Origin of the sequence: Pseudomonas sp. KBS0710 (genome assembly GCF_005938045.2) — a bacterium.
Classification (GTDB): Bacteria; Pseudomonadota; Gammaproteobacteria; order Pseudomonadales; family Pseudomonadaceae; genus Aquipseudomonas.
This window is the reverse complement of sequence record NZ_VCCF02000001.1, coordinates 4,727,499-4,743,217: the sequence shown is the minus strand read 5'-3', so window position 1 is coordinate 4,743,217 and position 15,719 is coordinate 4,727,499. Positions and strand designations below refer to the sequence as shown.

Here is a 15,719-nt window from a genome sequence, read left to right as displayed (position 1 = left end):
TTAGTGTGTGGTCGCCAGCGCCAGCGCTGGTTTGGGCCTGTGGAAAAACTTCTCAAGGTACAAGTATATGACCGGTGTGGTGAACAGCGTCAGCGCCTGGCTCACCAACAGGCCGCCGACGACTGCGATACCCAGCGGCTGGCGCAGTTCCGCGCCTGGCCCGGAGCCGAGCATCAACGGCACTGCGCCGAGCAGGGCCGCGAGGGTGGTCATGATGATCGGCCGGAAACGTGTGACGCAGGCTTCATAAATCGCCTCTTCAGGTGGCAGCCCGCGCACGCGCTGGGCCTCCAGGGCAAAGTCGATCATCAGGATGCCGTTTTTCTTGACGATACCGATCAGCAGCACCAGACCGATCAAGGCCATGATCGAAAAATCCTGGCCCAGCAACCACAGCATGATCAACGCCCCCAAGCCCGCCGACGGCAAGGTGGAGATGATGGTCAGCGGGTGCACGAAGCTCTCATACAGCACACCCAAAATAATATAGACCGCCACCAGCGCCGCCAGGATCAGCCACGGTTGGCTGGCCAGCGAACTCTGGAACGCCTGGGCGGCGCCCTGGAAGGTGCCGATCAGGGTGGTCGGCATGCCGATTTCGTTCTTGGCCTGGTTAAGCATGATCACCGCATCGCCCAATGCCACGCCGGGTGCCAGGTTGAACGACAGGTTGGCGGCCGGGAACATGCCGTCATGGCTGATGGACAACGGCCCCACGCTGGGCGGGTCGACCTTGGCCAGTGCCGACAATGGCACCATCTCGTTGGTCAACGGTGAACGCAGGTAAAAGTAGTTCAGGCTTTCGGCCTTGCCGCGTTGCTGGGTGTCGAGTTCCAACACCACTTGGTACTGGTTGATCTCGGTCTGGAACTCGTTGATCTGGCGCTGGCCAAACGCGTCATACAGCGCCTGGTCGACATCGGTAGCCGTGAGGCCAAAGCGCGCCGCCGCCAGGCGGTCGATGCTGATGTGGGTGATGCTGCCGCCCAGTTGCAGGTCGTTGGACAGGTCGCGAAAGGCCGGGTTGGCGCGCAGTTTTTCGGTCAGGCGTTGGGTCCAGGTATTGAGTGTCGGGCCGTCGTTGCTCTTAAGTACATATTGGTACTGGGCGCGGCTTGGGCCGGAACTCAAGTTGATGTCCTGGCCGGCGCGCAGGTACAGGACGATGCCCGGCACCTTGGCCAGTTTGGGGCGGATGCGGTCGATGAACTGGCTGGCGGACACATCGCGATCGCCGCGGTCTTTCAAGGCGATCCAGAAACGCCCGTTGGCGATGGTCTGGTTACTGCCGGTCACGCCCACCGAGTGGGAAAACGCTTCCACCGCCGGGTCGGCCTTGACGATCTCGGCCAGGGCCTTGTGCTTGGCGACCATGTCCGGGTACGACACGTCAGCCGCCGCTTCGCTGGTGCCGAGGACAAAGCCGGTGTCCTGCACCGGGAAGAAACCCTTGGGGATAAACACGTAGCCGACCACGGCCAACGCCAGGGTCACCATGAAGATCGCCGCCATGCTGCGTTGATGCGCCAACGCGCGGCGCAGGTTGCGCGCGTAGCCGGCGAGCAGGCGCTCGCTGAAGCCCGGTTTGTCATGGGCACGATGAGTCGGCGCGCGCATGAACAGGGCGGCCAATGTCGGCGCCAATGTCAGCGATACCACCACCGAAATCAGGATGGTCGAGGTGGCCGTCAGCGCAAACTCCTTGAACAGCCGCCCGACCACGCCGCCCATGAACAGCAGCGGAATAAACGCCGCCACCAGCGAAAAGCTGATGGACACCACGGTAAAACCAATCTCGCCGGAGCCCTTGATCGCCGCCTCGCGTTTATCCAGACCGGCCTCCAGGTGTCGGTGAATGTTCTCCACCACCACGATGGCATCGTCGACCACAAAGCCCACGGCGATCACGATCGCCACCAGCGTCAGGTTGTTCAAGCTGAAGCCGAGCACATACATCAGCGCGAAACTGGCGATCAGCGACACGCCGAGCACGCTGGACACAATCAGCGTGGCTGACAGTTGGCGCAGGAACAGCGCCATCACCGCCACCACCAGCAAGATGGCGATCAGCAGCGTCACTTCCACTTCATGCAGCGAGGCGCGGATGGTCTTGGTGCGGTCGGTCAACACGCTGACCTGCACCGAAGCCGGCAGCATGCCTTCCAGGCGCGGCAGCTCGGCTTGAATGCGGTCCACGGTCTCGACAATGTTGGCGCCGGGCTGGCGCGAAATCACCAGGTTGACCCCGGGCGTATCCCCGGACCAGGCCTGTACGTAGGCGTTTTCCGAACCGTTGACGACTTTGGCAATGTCACGCAGTTGCACTGGCGCGCCGTTCTTGTAGGAAACGATCAGTTGGCCGTATTCCTCCGGGTGAAACAGCTGGTCGTTGGTCGATAATGTCGACACGCTGTTCTCACCGTAGATCGCACCTTTGGCCAGGTTCAGGCTGGACTGCTGGATGGCCAGGCGCACGTCGGCGAGGGTCAGGCCGATGGCCGCGAGTTTGTCCGGTGAAGCTTGAACGCGAATCGCCGGGCGTTGCTGGCCGGTGATATTGATCTGGCCGACGCCGTCAATCTGGCTGATCTGCCGCGCCAGCAGGGTTTCCACATAGTCGCTCAGTTCGGTGCTGGGCATGCTGTCGGAACTGACGCTGAGGATCAGCACCGGGCTGTCGGCCGGGTTGACCTTCTTCCAGGTCGGCAGGCTCGGCATGTCGCTGGGCAGTTTGCCGGAGGCGGTGTTGATCGCCGCCTGCACTTCCTGCGCGGCGGTGTCGATGCTTTTGTTCAGGGTAAATTGCAGGGTCAGCAGGCTTGAGCCCAAGGCGCTGCTGGAGGTCATCTGGGTCATGCCGGGGATGGCGCTGAATTGCACCTCCAAAGGCGTGGCCACGGAGGAGGCCATGGTGTCCGGGCTGGCGCCGGGCAAGGTCGCGGTGACCTGGATGGTCGGGAATTCCGCCTCCGGCAGTGGCGCCACAGCCAGGCGCGGAAAGGCAATCAGCCCCAGCAGCACCAGAGCAAAGGTCAGCAGCAGGGTAGCAACCGGGTGGTCGACGCACCAGGCGGACGGCGAACGGCTGCCGCTCATGGTTGCACCTTGGCTTGGGCGGTCTGGATCACTTGCGGTGGCTCTTTGAGCACCTCGATCTGCGCACCGGCCTTGAGCCGCGACTGGCCATCGCTGACCAGCACATCACCGGCTTGCACGCCTTTGATGATGTTCACGTCGCTGTCCTGATAGGCCACCTGCACCGGCACGATCTCAACCTTGTCACCGTTGACGCGGTACACAAAATGCGCGTCGAGCCCACGTTGCACCACGGTCGGCGGCACCACCAGGGCGTTTTTGTCGAGGGCGGTCTGGATCTTGATGGTCACCAGTTGCCCCGGCCACAGGCGCTGCGAAGCGTTGTTGAATTCAGCCTTGGCGCGCAGGGTGCCGGTGGTGGAGCTGATCTGGTTGTCGATCAGGCTCAAGTGGCCTTCACCGAGCAGGTCGCCGGTCTGGCCGTCAGTGTCGGCGCCCATGTAGGCATCGACGCTGGCTTGAGTGGGCGCGGCGATCAAGCCTTGCAGGGTTGGCAACATTTGTTGCGGCAACGAGAACTCCACGGCGATCGGATCGATTTGCGTCACCGAGAACAGGCCTTGGGTATCACTCATACGCAGGAAGTTGCCTTCATCCACAGTGCGAATACCGACACGGCCGGTGACAGGCGAGCGAATCTGAGTGTAGGAAAGCTGTACCTGGGCCGAATCAATCGCGGCCTGATTACCTTGCGCCGTGGCCTTGAGCTGGTTGACCAGCGCTTGCTGCTGGTCATAGGTCTGCTTGGAAACGCCGTCGTCGACGCTCAGTTCTTTGTAGCGTTTGAGGTTCACCAACGCCACTTGCAGTTGTGCCTGGCTTTCGCCCAGTTGTGCCTTGGCCTGGTCGAGGCTGGCGCGGATCGAGCGGTCATCGATGGTCGCCAGCAGATCACCGGCCTTGACCAGTTGGCCTTCCTTGACCAGCAGCTTGGTGAGGATGCCGTCGATTTGCGGGCGGATCACCACGCTGTGCAGCGACAGCACCGAGCCGATACCGCTGACAAATCGAGGAATGTCCTGCTGTGTGACGCTCACCACCCGCACCGGGATGGCGGTGGACACCGCCAGTTTGGTTTTGGCCGGTCGGTTGAAGGCCCAGGCTGCAATTGCCACGACCACCAGGGCACCCACGATCAGGGCGGTTTTTCGTTGAATGTGCATGGGGTGGGGCGCCGGCGCAAAGGGTTGGGAGAGTGAGCGTTCTTTATAGCCCGCCAACCCGGTCAGCACGGTGACTGCTAACTGACAGCGCTGTCAGTAAAGTCCGACCATTCGTAACGGCGGTGGTTAAAGATCCGAGGCGTGCAGGTATACTGCGCGCCAGCGTGGCCCGCAAGTCGGCCACCGCCTCATTTTATGTACGCCCCGGAGCTTCCATGACTTCCCCGACACAACCCCCTGTTGAAGCGGCCGACCTCGTCGATCCGGCCGACGCTCAAAGCGTTGAAAAAGCCGAGATCCCGGCGTTCAAGTTTCCGTTCAAGCCGGGTGAACTGGCCGGGGCCAAGAATGCCGCCCAGCCTTGGTACAAGAATGGCGCCAAGAACGGCCATACCAAGTCGCCAGGCATGGCGCCGCCGGGCACTCGCCGCTCGATGGGTAAACGCTGAGAATAGAACGACCAGCGTTTTATCAGGTGCGGACTACAACACCTGCTGATATTTCTGATTGAAGACCCACGACCGTTTCTAGAAAGCTTGCACAGCCTTGATTCCACCCCCCGACCGTTCAGATCGGGCCAGGTGGCCAAGGCTGGTCTTTCTGGAAAAGGATGTTTCCCGTGGCTTTGATACCCCTGTGTGCAGCACTTGCCCTCTTGCTGTCGATCGACGCCGTGGCCGACGATGATCAACCCCGGCGCGAAATTCGCTTTGCTGTTGCCGCGCAGTTCCCGCCCTTTCAGAGTCGTAGCCCGCAAGGTCAATTGGTGGGCTTGAACATCGACTTGGGCAATGCCCTGTGTACACAGTTGAATGTGCGTTGCACCTGGGTCGATCAGGTGTTTGTCGAAGACTTCCCGGCCCTCGAAGCCCGGCAGTTCGATGCGATCATGGGCATGGCCGCCACCTCGGGGCGGCGGCGGTCGGTGGGGTTCACCGATAATCTGTATCCCTTTACCACGCGTCTGGTGGCCCATAAGGACTCCGGCTTGTTGCCCGACACACGCTCGCTCAAGGGCAAGCGTGTCGGTGTATTGCTGGGCAGCAACCGCGAAGCCTTTGCGCGGTCGCAGTGGGCGCCGGCGGGCGTCATCATCAAGAGTTTCTGGCTCAACGACGAACTGGCTCGCAGCCTGGTGGCCGGCACTATTGATGCGACGCTGCAAGGCACTGTGGAAATTCGCAAGGCGCTGCTCGACACCCCGGATGGCCAGGATTTCGACTTTATGGGGCCGGCCTTGTCCGGCGAACTGCTGGGCAATGGCATTGCCATTGCCGTACGCAAGTTTGATTCCAGCTTGCGTAACGATCTCAACCACGCGCTTGAACAACTGATGCACAACGGTGAATACCAGCGGATTCTGGCGCGTTATCACTTGGATGAGCCGCCCTCTATCCAGTGATGGCCAATTATTTGCGCGGAACATGAACTGGATCAGTATTTGCCCTATCGGTGCGCAAAAAGCCGACGGCCCTGCCAACTCTTCCAATAGTGCGGCTATGGCCGAAAAGGCTCCGCTACTATGAGTTTGGGATTGTTCCTACTAAACAAACAGGCGTGTCGTACTGAGAGACCCGTTAGTGCTTGTTAGAACGTCTTGCGCGTCAGGGTCGCAAACCATGATTGAGCCCTGAGCGCTTCACGCCACTATTTGCACAGGACAGGTTTATGACTACGGTAGGACGAATACTAGCGCTTGCTCTGATTACGTTGGCCGGGAGTGGATGTGCTGTGGCCCCGTCACCTGAAAACCCTTGGAAGGAGATACGGTTCGGGGTTGAGGCGGATGTAAAACCCTTTGAGTACCGCAATGCGCAAGGCGAGCTTGTGGGGCTGGATATCGAATTGGGCAATGCGCTTTGCACTGAACTCAACGCGCGCTGTATATGGGTTGATCAGCCTTATGCAACCAATATTACGGCGCTGCAAGCCAACCATTTCGATGCAATCATGCCGATGACGCCCACACCGGCGCGGCGTGAAACAATCGACTTTACAGACATTCTCTATCCCCTCGAAAGCCGCTTGGTAGCCCGTAGCGGCTCAGACTTGCTGCCCAATCCCACATCGCTCAAAGGCAAGCGTGTCGGCGTTCTGGCGGGCACCAGCCGTGAAGCCTTCGCCAGGGCACGCTGGGCTCCTCAAGGCGTGACGGTGCGCAGCTTCAACCTCAATGGCGAGTTAATCAGCAGCCTGTTGGCGGGTGAGCTTGATGCGACCCTGCAGAACACCATCGAAATCAACGAAGCATTGCTGAACACTTCCAAAGGCGCAGCGTTTGCCTTCGCAGGGCCAACGGTGGTTGATGAGATGCTGGGTGGCGGTGTCGCCATCGCCACTCGCAAGGCCACGCCTGATCTGACGGCAGCGCTGAACAAGGCTCTGCAGCGCTTGAAAGATAATGGCAAGTACCTGGCGATCACTCAGCCCTACCTGGCGCCCGCCGCCGGGAGCCCCGAACCGGCCAAGATGGTTTACACACCGGCCGAGGGTGGCTTACCGTTTTCACAAACCGTGCAAGTCGGAAAAACGCTCTACCTCTCAGGGCTGTTAGGGCTCGATAAAAACGGCAAGCTCGTGCGCGGAGGCATTCGCGCAGAAACTGCCCAGGCGCTGGAAACTCTGCGTAGCACGCTGAAGGGCAAGGGTTTGGGGATGGACAGAGTGGCCAAGTGCACGGTGATTCTTGCCGATATCAAAGACTTTTCAGCCATGAACAACGTCTATGCCAGCTACTTTCCCGCCGACCGTCTGCCTGCCCGCACTACCTTTGCGGCGGGCAAACTGTTGGACGATGCGCGGATAGAAATCGAGTGCCTGGCCAGCCTCTGAGGTTGCTGGTCTAAGAGGCCTGCAACGAAATAAACGCGTAGTTGGCCGGCACCTGGGTTGCGATCTGGGCGCCGGCGTCCAACAGTTGTTCGGCGATGTCCATGCCGGAAACGTGAAAGACCCACTCACTGGCCACGGATGGCTGACCCGCCGCCAATTCGATCGCCTGGGCAAACGCGCCCATGTCCGGCAAATACGCAGTAAACCCATCGCCCTTGAGCGCCGTGGTACGAATACCCAGCAAGGCGCACACAGCCTCCTTGGTCTGCACATCGTCACGGTCGGCCTGGCGGGAGCGACGGATCAGCTCAGCCAGCTCTGCATCCATCAACTCACCGCCGACGATCAGCGCCGGCCCCTGTTCCCAGGACTCCGGCGGGCAATCCTTGGCGGCGGGGTTCAAAGGAATGTGCGGATTGATTTCCATCGGGTAGATGCGACACACCAGCGGACGACGTTCGTAGATGCCGCAACGGTTGTCTTCGTCAAGATTCCGGCAACGCCCGGCGTTGTAGGCGGCAAAGGTGATTGCCACAAACGCCTCGGTATTGCCGCTCGGCACTATCACTGAACGGCGTTCGGCATGCTCGCGTTGTTGCACCGGTAAACCCAGGCCACTGCCGAGAAAACCCTCCACCAGCACGATGACGTTACCGCCGTCAGCCGCCCAACTGCGGGCTTCTTCGAGGGTCAGGGGAACGTGATGGTCGCTGCAGCATTTGCCGCAACCCACGCAGGAAAAGTGAGTGTTCATGGAGGATCTGTCACCAGGCAAGGTCAGAGGGCACTCTTGAACGGTGACGGGTTTTTGCCTCTATTCACTGTTCAGGCTCAGTGGAAGCAAGTTATGCGCCAGTGCCTGTCAGCCCTCGGGCACCTGGTCACGCAGTACAAACAGCATGCCGGCACTTTCGTACAACTGCCGGGCGCGTTGGTTGCTTTCCAGCACCTTCAGGTCCACATAGGGTTCGCCGCGTTGCTTGAACACGTGGAAGGTGTGCAGCAACAAAGCGCGCCCCAGCCCTTGGCCTTGGGCGCACGGGTGAATCGAGAGGTTCTTGATAAACGCGCTGGTCCAGCACTGGGCCACGCCGAGAATGCCGTCTGCGTTACTGGCCACCAGGCATAGCGTGGGGTCGAATTCGGCGTCGGTGATGAACTGTCGGCGCCATTCTTCCAGGCTGGCGACACGTCCGCCGCCCTGGTCCTGGGTCATGCGCAATACGGCATGGATGGCCGGGGCCAGCTCATCGCGGTAATGATCCAGCCGGGTGTCGGCCGGCCACTGCGGTGCAGGCAGGCTGGCGGTAAGGTCGCGGCGCAGCAGTTGAAAATACTCCGCCACCGCTTACAGACCCTTTTGCGCCACAGTTTGCGCGGCAACCACCAGGCATTTGGTCAGCTCGGGCGACGAGAACTTGGTGAGCACCGCGTCGGCACCCGCCAGGCGGGCTTTTTCGCTGTTCATCGCGCTGTCCAACGAGGTGTGCAGCAGCACGTAAAGCTCCTGGAAGTCCGGGGTTTCGCGCAGGGTGCGGGTGAGGGCGTAACCGTCCATTTCGGACATCTCGATGTCCGACACCACCACGTTGATCTGCTCGGCCGTGCCTTGCAGCTCCAGCAGCACATCAATCGCTTCCTTGGCACTGCGCGCGGTGTGGCACGTCAGGCCGAGGTTGCGCAGGGTGTGCACCGATTGCTGCAGAGCCACTTGGCTGTCGTCCACCACCAGGATTCGCGCGTTGCCGAGCACTTCGGCTTCTTCCATGGTCAAGTCGGTCGGCGCCGCTTCAACGGGGGCCGGGGCGATGCCGTGGATGACCTTTTCGATATCCAGCACCTGCACCAGGCCGCCTTCGACCTGGGTTACGCCGGTGATAAACGAGCGATTGCCGCCCGAGCCATAGGGTGGCGGGCGGATGTCGGTGGTCAGGCAGTGCACGATCTTGCTCACCGCCTGCACATGCAGGCCTTGCTTGGAGCGGCTGACGTCGGTGACGATCAGGCAGCCACCGTTCGGGTCTTTCAGCGGCATTTCGCCGAGGGCGCGGCTCAGGTCGATCACCGACAGCGAGGCACCGCGCAGGGTGGCGATGCCTTTGACGTGAGGGTGCGACTCCGGCAGCTTGGTCAGCGGCGGGCAGGGGATGATTTCACTGACTTTGAGCAGGTTGATGGCCATCAGCTTGCCGCTGCGCAAGGTAAAGAGCAGAAGCGAGAGTGAATCTGCGCGGGCTTTGGTGGTGGACATAAAAACCTTCTGTGGATCAGGGATGACGATCTATGGAAGGTTATCGACTTGGAGGAGCCAGGCTTTAACCGGATTTTGTGTCGGGCTGGGCTTGTATGGGAGCCAACTCCCACACAAAACCCGTCCCATATGAGCTTGGTGTCAGCCCTTCCAGACCTGCGGGTTGACCAGATCCTGCGGACGCTGGCCCAACAGAGCGCTGCGCAGGTTGTCCAGGGCGCGGTTGGCCATGGCTTCACGGGTTTCATGGGTGGCCGAGCCGATATGCGGCAGGGTCACGGCATTGCTCAGTTGGAACAATGGCGATTCGGCCAGCGGCTCTTGTTCATACACATCCAGCCCGGCGCCACGGATTTTCCGGGTTTGCAGCGCTTCAATCAGCGCCGGCTCATCCACCACCGGCCCACGGGAAATGTTGATCAGGATCGCACTGGACTTCATCAGCGCCAATTCGCGCGTGCTGATCAGGTGGCGGGTCTTGTCGCTCAACGGCACCACCAGGCAGACAAAATCCGCCTCGGCCAGCAACTGGTCCAGGCTGCGGAACTGCGCGCCCAGCTCCTGCTCCAGCTGGGTCTTGCGGCTGTTGCCGCTGTACAGAATCGGCATATTGAAGCCCAGGCGCCCGCGCCGCGCGACAGCTGCGCCGATGTTGCCCATGCCGACGATGCCGAGGGTCTTGCCGTGTACATCGCAACCGAACAGCGGCGCGCCAACGCTGGCTTTCCACTCGCCGGCCTTGGTCCAGGCATCCAGCTCGGCCACGCGGCGCGCACTGCTCATCAGCAGGGCGAAGGCCAGGTCGGCGGTGCTTTCGGTGAGTACGTCCGGGGTATTGGTGAGCATGATCCCGCGCTCGTTGAAGTACGGCACGTCGTAGTTGTCGTAGCCGACCGACACGCTGGACACCACTTCCAGCTTGCTCGCGCCTTCCAGCTGCGCACGCCCCAGCTTGCGGCCCACGCCGATCAGGCCATGGGCGTGGGGCAGGGCTTCGTTGAACTGTGCGTTGATGTCACCCAGCTTGGGGTTTGGCGCGATGACCTCGAAGTCCTGTTGCAGGCGTTCGATCATTTGCGGGGTGACGCGGCTGAAAGCGAGGACAGTCTTTTTCATTGCAGGCGGGCTCATCGACTACGGGAGAATGGTAAGCACGCTAACATTCCTGCCGACAATTGTCAGGACACCGCCGACCCCATGTGTACACAGTTCAAAATGTGGGAGCGGGCTTGCTCGCGAATGCGGTGGGTCAGTCGATACATCCAGTGGCTGATACACCGCCTTCGCGAGCAAGCCCGCTCCCACAGTTGATCTGTGTTGCCAGGTATAAATCAGTTCGCCAGGCGTGTGCCGCCGAGGCTGCCGCTCAACTCATACGCCACCAACTCCGCCTGATGCGCTGCCAGAATTTCCGGCAACGAACCGCGCAGGTATTCCACCCAGGTCTTGATCTTCGCATCCAGGTACTGGCGCGACGGGTAGATGGCGTACAGGTTCAGCTCCTGCGAGCGGTAATTGGGCATCACCCGCACCAGTGTGCCGTTACGCAGGCCTTCGATGGCGGCGTATACCGGCAGCAGGCCGACGCCCATGCCGCTGGTGATCGCGGTTTTCATCGCATCGGCCGAGTTCACCAGAAATGGCGAGGTGTTGATCGCCACGCTTTCCTGGCCTTCGGGGCCGTTGAAGGTCCATTTGTCCAGCTGGATCACCGGGCTTACCAGGCGCAGGCAGGCGTGGTTGAGCAAGTCCTGTGGCCGCTGTGCGCAGCCTTTGGCCTTGACGTAATCCGGCGAGGCACACGCGATGCTGTAGGTGATGCCCAGGCGCTGGGACACAAAACCCGAATCCGGCAGTTCGCTGGCCAGCACGATGGACACGTCGTAACCCTCGTCGAGCAGGTCCGGCACGCGGTTGGCCAGGGTCAGGTCGAAGGTCACGTCGGGGTGGGTACGCCGGTAACGCGCAATGGCATCAATCACGAAATGCTGGCCGATACCGGTCATGGTGTGCACTTTCAACTGCCCGGCGGGGCGTGCGTGGGCGTCGCTGGCTTCCGCCTCGGCTTCCTCGACGTAGGCAAGAATCTGCTCGCAACGCAGCAAATAGCGCTTGCCGGCCTCGGTCAGCGCGATGCGGCGCGTGGTGCGGTTGAGCAAGCGGGTTTGCAGATGGGCCTCAAGGTTGGAGACCGCGCGCGAGACGTTGGCGGTGGTGGTGTCCAGTTGCACGGCGGCGGCGGTGAAGCTGCCGGCCTCGGCCACGCAACTGAAGGCGCGCATATTTTGCAAAGTGTCCATGGAGTGTTCTCAAGGGAGATAGCAAATTGTGACAGAAAGTTACGCCGTCCAGTGATCCCTACCAACGGATTATCGCCTGAACGGTAACAAAGATTCACAGGAATGCCAGCTTATCGTTCCCCATGGCGCCCCCTAGAATTGCGCCACCTTCCCCGCCTCACCACCTCAGGAATTCGTTCGCCGTGCCGCGTCGCATCAGCAGAGAGCTTAAGACTCTCAGTGTTTGGGCCTTATCGTTAGCAATCAGCGGCTGCATCGGAACCGGAGGAATCGCCCCCCAAGGCCAGGCCCTCAACGCCAATACCCTGGCCACCGACGCCGCCATCCAGAGCGCCGCCCAGGACGCCCATTGGCCCACTACGCAATGGTGGCAAGCCTACGGCGACACGCAACTCAACCGCTGGGTCGACCTCGCCACGCAAAACAGCCCGAGCATGGCCATGGCCGCCGCACGGGTGCGGGAAGCGCGGGCCATGGCCGGGATTGCCGAGGCGGCCGAGTCGTTGCAGATCAACAGTGACACCACCCTTAAGCGCCACAGCTGGCCGAAAGATCAGTTCTACGGGCCGGGCGAGCTGAGCGGAGCCAATACCTGGGACAACACCTCGTCCCTGGGCCTGAGCTACGCCCTTGACCTGTGGGGCCGTGAAAGCAATGCCAGCGAGCGTGCCGTCGACCTGGCGCATATGAGCGCCGCCGAAGCGCGTCAGGCCCAGCTCGAATTGCAGAACAATGTGGTGCGCGCCTATATCCAGCTGTCATTGCACTTCGCCAACCGCGATATCGTTGCCGCCACCCTGGCCCAGCAACAGCAGATTCTGGATCTGGCCAACAAACGCCTGAACGCCGGCATCGGCACACATTTCGATGTGAGCCAAGCCGAAACGCCGCTGCCGGAAACCCATCGCCAGCTCGACGCCCTCGACGAGGAAATCGCCCTGAGCCGCAACCAGCTCGCGGCATTGGCCGGCAAAGGCCCAGGCGCAGGCGCGCAACTGCAACGCCCGAGTTTGTCCTTGGCTGCACCGCTGAAGCTGCCTTCGAGCCTGCCCGCGCAATTGCTCGGCCAACGTCCGGATGTGGTCGCCAGCCGCTGGCAGGTCGCCGCCCAGGCGCGCGGCATCGATGTGGCGCACGCCGGTTTCTACCCCAACGTCGATCTGGTCGGCAGCCTGGGTTATGTGGCCACCGGCGGTACGATGCTGGGGTTTCTCAGCGGGCAGAAATTCAACTACACCGTCGGCCCGGCGATCAGCTTGCCGATCTTCGACGGTGGTCGTTTGCGGGGGCAATTGGGCGAAGCCAGCGCCGGGTATGACATCGCCGTGGCCAAGTACAACCAGACGCTGGTCAATGCGCTCAAGGGCATCAGCGACCAGTTGATCCGCCGCGAATCCATGGACAAGCAAGCCACCTTTGCCGCGCAGTCGGTGGCCTCGGCGCAGAAAACCTACGACATCGCCATGATCGCCTACCAGCGCGGCCTCACCGATTACCTCAATGTGCTTAACGCCCAGACCCTGCTGTTCCGCCAGCAACAGGTTGAGCAACAGGTGCAGGCTGCGCGCCTGAGTGCGCATGCTGAATTGGTCACGGCATTGGGTGGCGGGCTCGGTGCCGGCAGCGACGTACCACAGGACGCCAAGACGCTCCCGAGCAAAACCCCGGCGGCGCTCGCCGTGTTTGATCACTGAGTAAATTGCAATGACTCCCTTGCCTGCACCGCTGCGCTGGCTGCATTCCCTTGAGTGGCGCCGTGGTTTTTTCGACTGGGCACGCAGTGATGGCGTGACCTGGGTGTATATCTTCAAGGTGTTGATTGCTGCGTTCCTGACGCTGTGGCTGGCCATGCGCCTGGAGTTACCGCAACCGCGCACGGCGATGATCACCGTGTTTATCGTGATGCAACCGCAGAGCGGCCAGGTGTTTGCCAAAAGCTTTTATCGCTTCCTCGGTACCTTGGCGGGCTCGGCGGTGATGGTGTTGTTGATCGCTTTGTTTGCGCAGAACACCGAGTTGTTCCTCGGCGCGCTGGCGATCTGGGTGGGCATTTGCACCGCTGGCGCCACGCGCAATCGCAACTTTCGCGCCTATGGGTTTGTGCTGGCCGGTTATACGGCAGCGATGGTGGGGCTTCCGGCGCTGGCAAACCCGGACGGCGCATTTATGGCGGCGGTATGGCGGGTGCTGGAAATCTCCCTGGGGATTATCTGTTCCACCGTGGTCAGCGCCGCGATCCTGCCGCAAACCTCCAGCGCGGCGATGCGCAACGCCTTGTATCAGCGCTTTGGCGTATTTGCGCTGTTCGTCACCGACGGCCTGCGGGGGCGCAGCCAGCGTGAAGGTTTCGAGGCCAGCAACGTGCGCTTTATCGCTGAAGCGGTGGGCCTGGAAGGGCTGCGCAGCGTCACCGTGTTTGAAGACCCGCACATGCGTCGACGCAATGGCCGGCTCAGTCGCCTCAACAGCGAGTTCATGAGCATCACTACGCGCTTCAACGCCCTGCACCAGTTGCTCGAACGGCTGCGCGCCGATGCGGCCGATCACGTGGTTGCGGCGATCAGGCCCGGTTTGCAGGACCTTGCCGAAGTGCTCGACGGCTTCTCCGGCCAGGCGCTCACCAGCCCCGACGCTGCACGGCTGGCCAACCAACTCAGTGCCTACAAAGACGAGCTGCCCGCCAAGGTGCGTGCCCTGCGTGCAAGCTTTCAAGAGGCCAACCCAAGCGAAGCCGAACAGCTGGATTTTCATACCGCCTATGAGTTGCTTTATCGCTTTGTCGATGACGTGCACAACTACGCGCTGACCCACGCCTCTCTGGCCGAACACAGCCATGAACGCGAACAGTGGAACGAGACCTTTATCCCCAAGACCAACTGGCTGGCCTGCGCGGCTTCGGGGCTTCGTGCGGCGTTCATCCTCATTGTGCTCGGCAGTTACTGGGTGGCCACCGCCTGGCCCAGCGGCGCAACCATGACCCTGATTGCCGCCGCTACGGTCGGCCTGTCCGCCGCCACGCCCAACCCCAAGCGCATGGCCTTCCAGATGGCTTGCGGCACTTTGATCGGCGCATTGGTGGGCTTTGTCGAAATGTTCTTCGTGTTCCCCTGGATCGACGGCTTCCCGTTGCTGTGCGTGATGCTCGCGCCGGTGATCATCTTCGGCTCGTTCCTGGCTTCACGCCCGCAATACGCCGGGGTTGGCGTGGGCCTGCTGATCTTTTTCAGCACCGGTTCGGTGCCGGACAATCTGACGGTCTACAACCCCTACACCTTTATCAACGACTACATCGCCATGATCATCGGCATGCTGGTGTGCGCAGCGGCGGGGGCGATCATCCTGCCGCCCAACAGTCGTTGGTTGTGGCGCCGCCTGGAGCAGGACCTGCGCGAGCAAGTGGTGTATGCGATCAGCGGCAAGCTCAAGGGCCTGGCCTCGAGTTTTGAAAGCCGCACCCGCGACCTGCTGCACCAGGCCTACGGCCTCGCCGTCGGCCAGCCGCACGTGCAGCGCGACCTGCTGCGCTGGATGTTTGTGGTGCTGGAAGTCGGCCACGCGATCATCGAACTGCGCAAGGAACAGGCGATTTTGCCGGTGCACCCGGCGTATGCCGAATCCCAGCCGTGGCGCCAGGCGATCCGCGTGATGGGCCGCTCGCTGGTACGGCTGTTCCTGCAGCCCAGCACCAGCAACCTGGAGCGCGGCCTGGTCGCTGTGGACCATGCGATCAGCCGCGTACAGGCCACCGACGAACCCTTCGCCCCGCACTTCGACACCTCGGCCCTGCGCCGGGTCAAAAGCTACCTGCACTTTATCCGCACCTCGTTGCTCGACCCGCAATCGCCATTGGCGGCCCTTAAAGGAGCCCCGTATGCCCCGTGAAATCGCCTTCCATGGCCTGTACATGCCGACCATGACCCTGATGTTTCTGGTCGCGGCCGTCCTGGCCTGGGCCCTGGACCGCTTCCTGGCCGGGTTCGACCTGTACCGTTTTTTCTGGCACCCGGCGTTGCTGCGCCTGAGCCTGTTCGTTTGCCTGTTCGGCGCCCTGGCGCTGAGCGTCTACCGTTGAGAATG

General features: G+C 61.6%; 13 protein-coding genes. 6 read left to right on the top strand and 7 right to left on the bottom strand.

Annotation, left to right across the window (positions count from 1 at the left end):
• Both FFI16_RS21705 and FFI16_RS21700 read right to left on the bottom strand, forming a co-directional pair.
• Nucleotides 1-3,096, bottom strand: coding sequence for a multidrug efflux RND transporter permease subunit (locus FFI16_RS21705; protein ID WP_138816781.1), 3,096 nt, complete (start codon nt 3,094-3,096; stop codon nt 1-3).
• A complete protein-coding gene (locus FFI16_RS21700; RefSeq protein ID WP_138816780.1) occupies nt 3,093-4,259 on the bottom strand; it encodes an efflux RND transporter periplasmic adaptor subunit in 1,167 nt (388 codons plus the stop codon). Before FFI16_RS21700 ends, FFI16_RS21705 begins: the two co-directional genes overlap by 4 nt.
• Nucleotides 4,260-4,474: 215 nt before the next feature.
• On the opposite strand from FFI16_RS21700, the gene FFI16_RS21695 reads away from it, so the two are divergent.
• The 3 genes from FFI16_RS21695 (at nt 4,475) to FFI16_RS21685 (ending at nt 7,091) form a co-directional block, all read left to right on the top strand.
• The gene (locus FFI16_RS21695) at nt 4,475-4,708 is read left to right on the top strand and encodes a hypothetical protein (RefSeq protein WP_056858969.1); all 234 of its coding nucleotides are present in this window, start codon (nt 4,475-4,477) and stop codon (nt 4,706-4,708) included.
• A 170-nt stretch (nt 4,709-4,878) separates the two neighbouring features.
• Nucleotides 4,879-5,661: a transporter substrate-binding domain-containing protein gene (locus FFI16_RS21690; protein WP_138816779.1), complete on the top strand. Its 783-nt coding sequence runs from the start codon at nt 4,879-4,881 to the stop codon at nt 5,659-5,661.
• Nucleotides 5,662-5,927: 266 nt separating this feature from the next.
• On the top strand, nt 5,928-7,091 hold the full coding sequence (locus FFI16_RS21685) for a transporter substrate-binding domain-containing protein (RefSeq protein WP_138816778.1): 1,164 nt from the start codon (nt 5,928-5,930) through the stop codon (nt 7,089-7,091).
• Nucleotides 7,092-7,101: 10 nt separating this feature from the next.
• Here the strand turns inward: FFI16_RS21685 and FFI16_RS21680 are convergent, their stop codons facing one another.
• From FFI16_RS21680 to FFI16_RS21660, 5 genes are all read right to left on the bottom strand, one after another.
• Entirely contained in the window at nt 7,102-7,845 is a 744-nt protein-coding gene (locus FFI16_RS21680; protein ID WP_138816777.1) for a YkgJ family cysteine cluster protein, read from the bottom strand.
• Between the two features lie 108 nt (nt 7,846-7,953).
• A complete protein-coding gene (locus FFI16_RS21675; RefSeq protein ID WP_138816776.1) occupies nt 7,954-8,436 on the bottom strand; it encodes an N-acetyltransferase in 483 nt (160 codons plus the stop codon).
• 3 nt (nt 8,437-8,439) lie between these two features.
• Nucleotides 8,440-9,342, bottom strand: a complete 903-nt coding sequence (locus FFI16_RS21670) for a chemotaxis protein CheV (RefSeq protein WP_138816775.1) — start codon at nt 9,340-9,342, stop codon at nt 8,440-8,442.
• Between the two features lie 141 nt (nt 9,343-9,483).
• Nucleotides 9,484-10,458 (bottom strand): D-glycerate dehydrogenase, encoded by a 975-nt coding sequence (locus tag FFI16_RS21665; protein WP_138816774.1) that lies wholly within the window; start codon nt 10,456-10,458, stop codon nt 9,484-9,486.
• Nucleotides 10,459-10,673: 215 nt separating this feature from the next.
• A complete protein-coding gene (locus FFI16_RS21660) occupies nt 10,674-11,642 on the bottom strand; it encodes a LysR family transcriptional regulator (protein ID WP_017138167.1) in 969 nt (322 codons plus the stop codon).
• A gap of 182 nt (nt 11,643-11,824) precedes the next feature.
• Here FFI16_RS21660 and FFI16_RS21655 point away from each other — a divergent pair, with 182 nt between their 5' ends.
• The 3 genes from FFI16_RS21655 to FFI16_RS21645 are packed head-to-tail and all read left to right on the top strand — an operon-like array spanning nt 11,825 to nt 15,714.
• Nucleotides 11,825-13,336: an efflux transporter outer membrane subunit gene (locus FFI16_RS21655; protein ID WP_138816773.1), complete on the top strand. Its 1,512-nt coding sequence runs from the start codon at nt 11,825-11,827 to the stop codon at nt 13,334-13,336.
• A gap of 10 nt (nt 13,337-13,346) precedes the next feature.
• The gene (locus tag FFI16_RS21650) at nt 13,347-15,524 is read left to right on the top strand and encodes an FUSC family protein (RefSeq protein ID WP_138816772.1); all 2,178 of its coding nucleotides are present in this window, start codon (nt 13,347-13,349) and stop codon (nt 15,522-15,524) included.
• On the top strand, nt 15,514-15,714 hold the full coding sequence (locus FFI16_RS21645) for a DUF1656 domain-containing protein (protein WP_057724643.1): 201 nt from the start codon (nt 15,514-15,516) through the stop codon (nt 15,712-15,714). The genes FFI16_RS21650 and FFI16_RS21645 overlap by 11 nt, the downstream gene beginning before the upstream one ends.
• Nucleotides 15,715-15,719 lie beyond the last annotated feature (5 nt).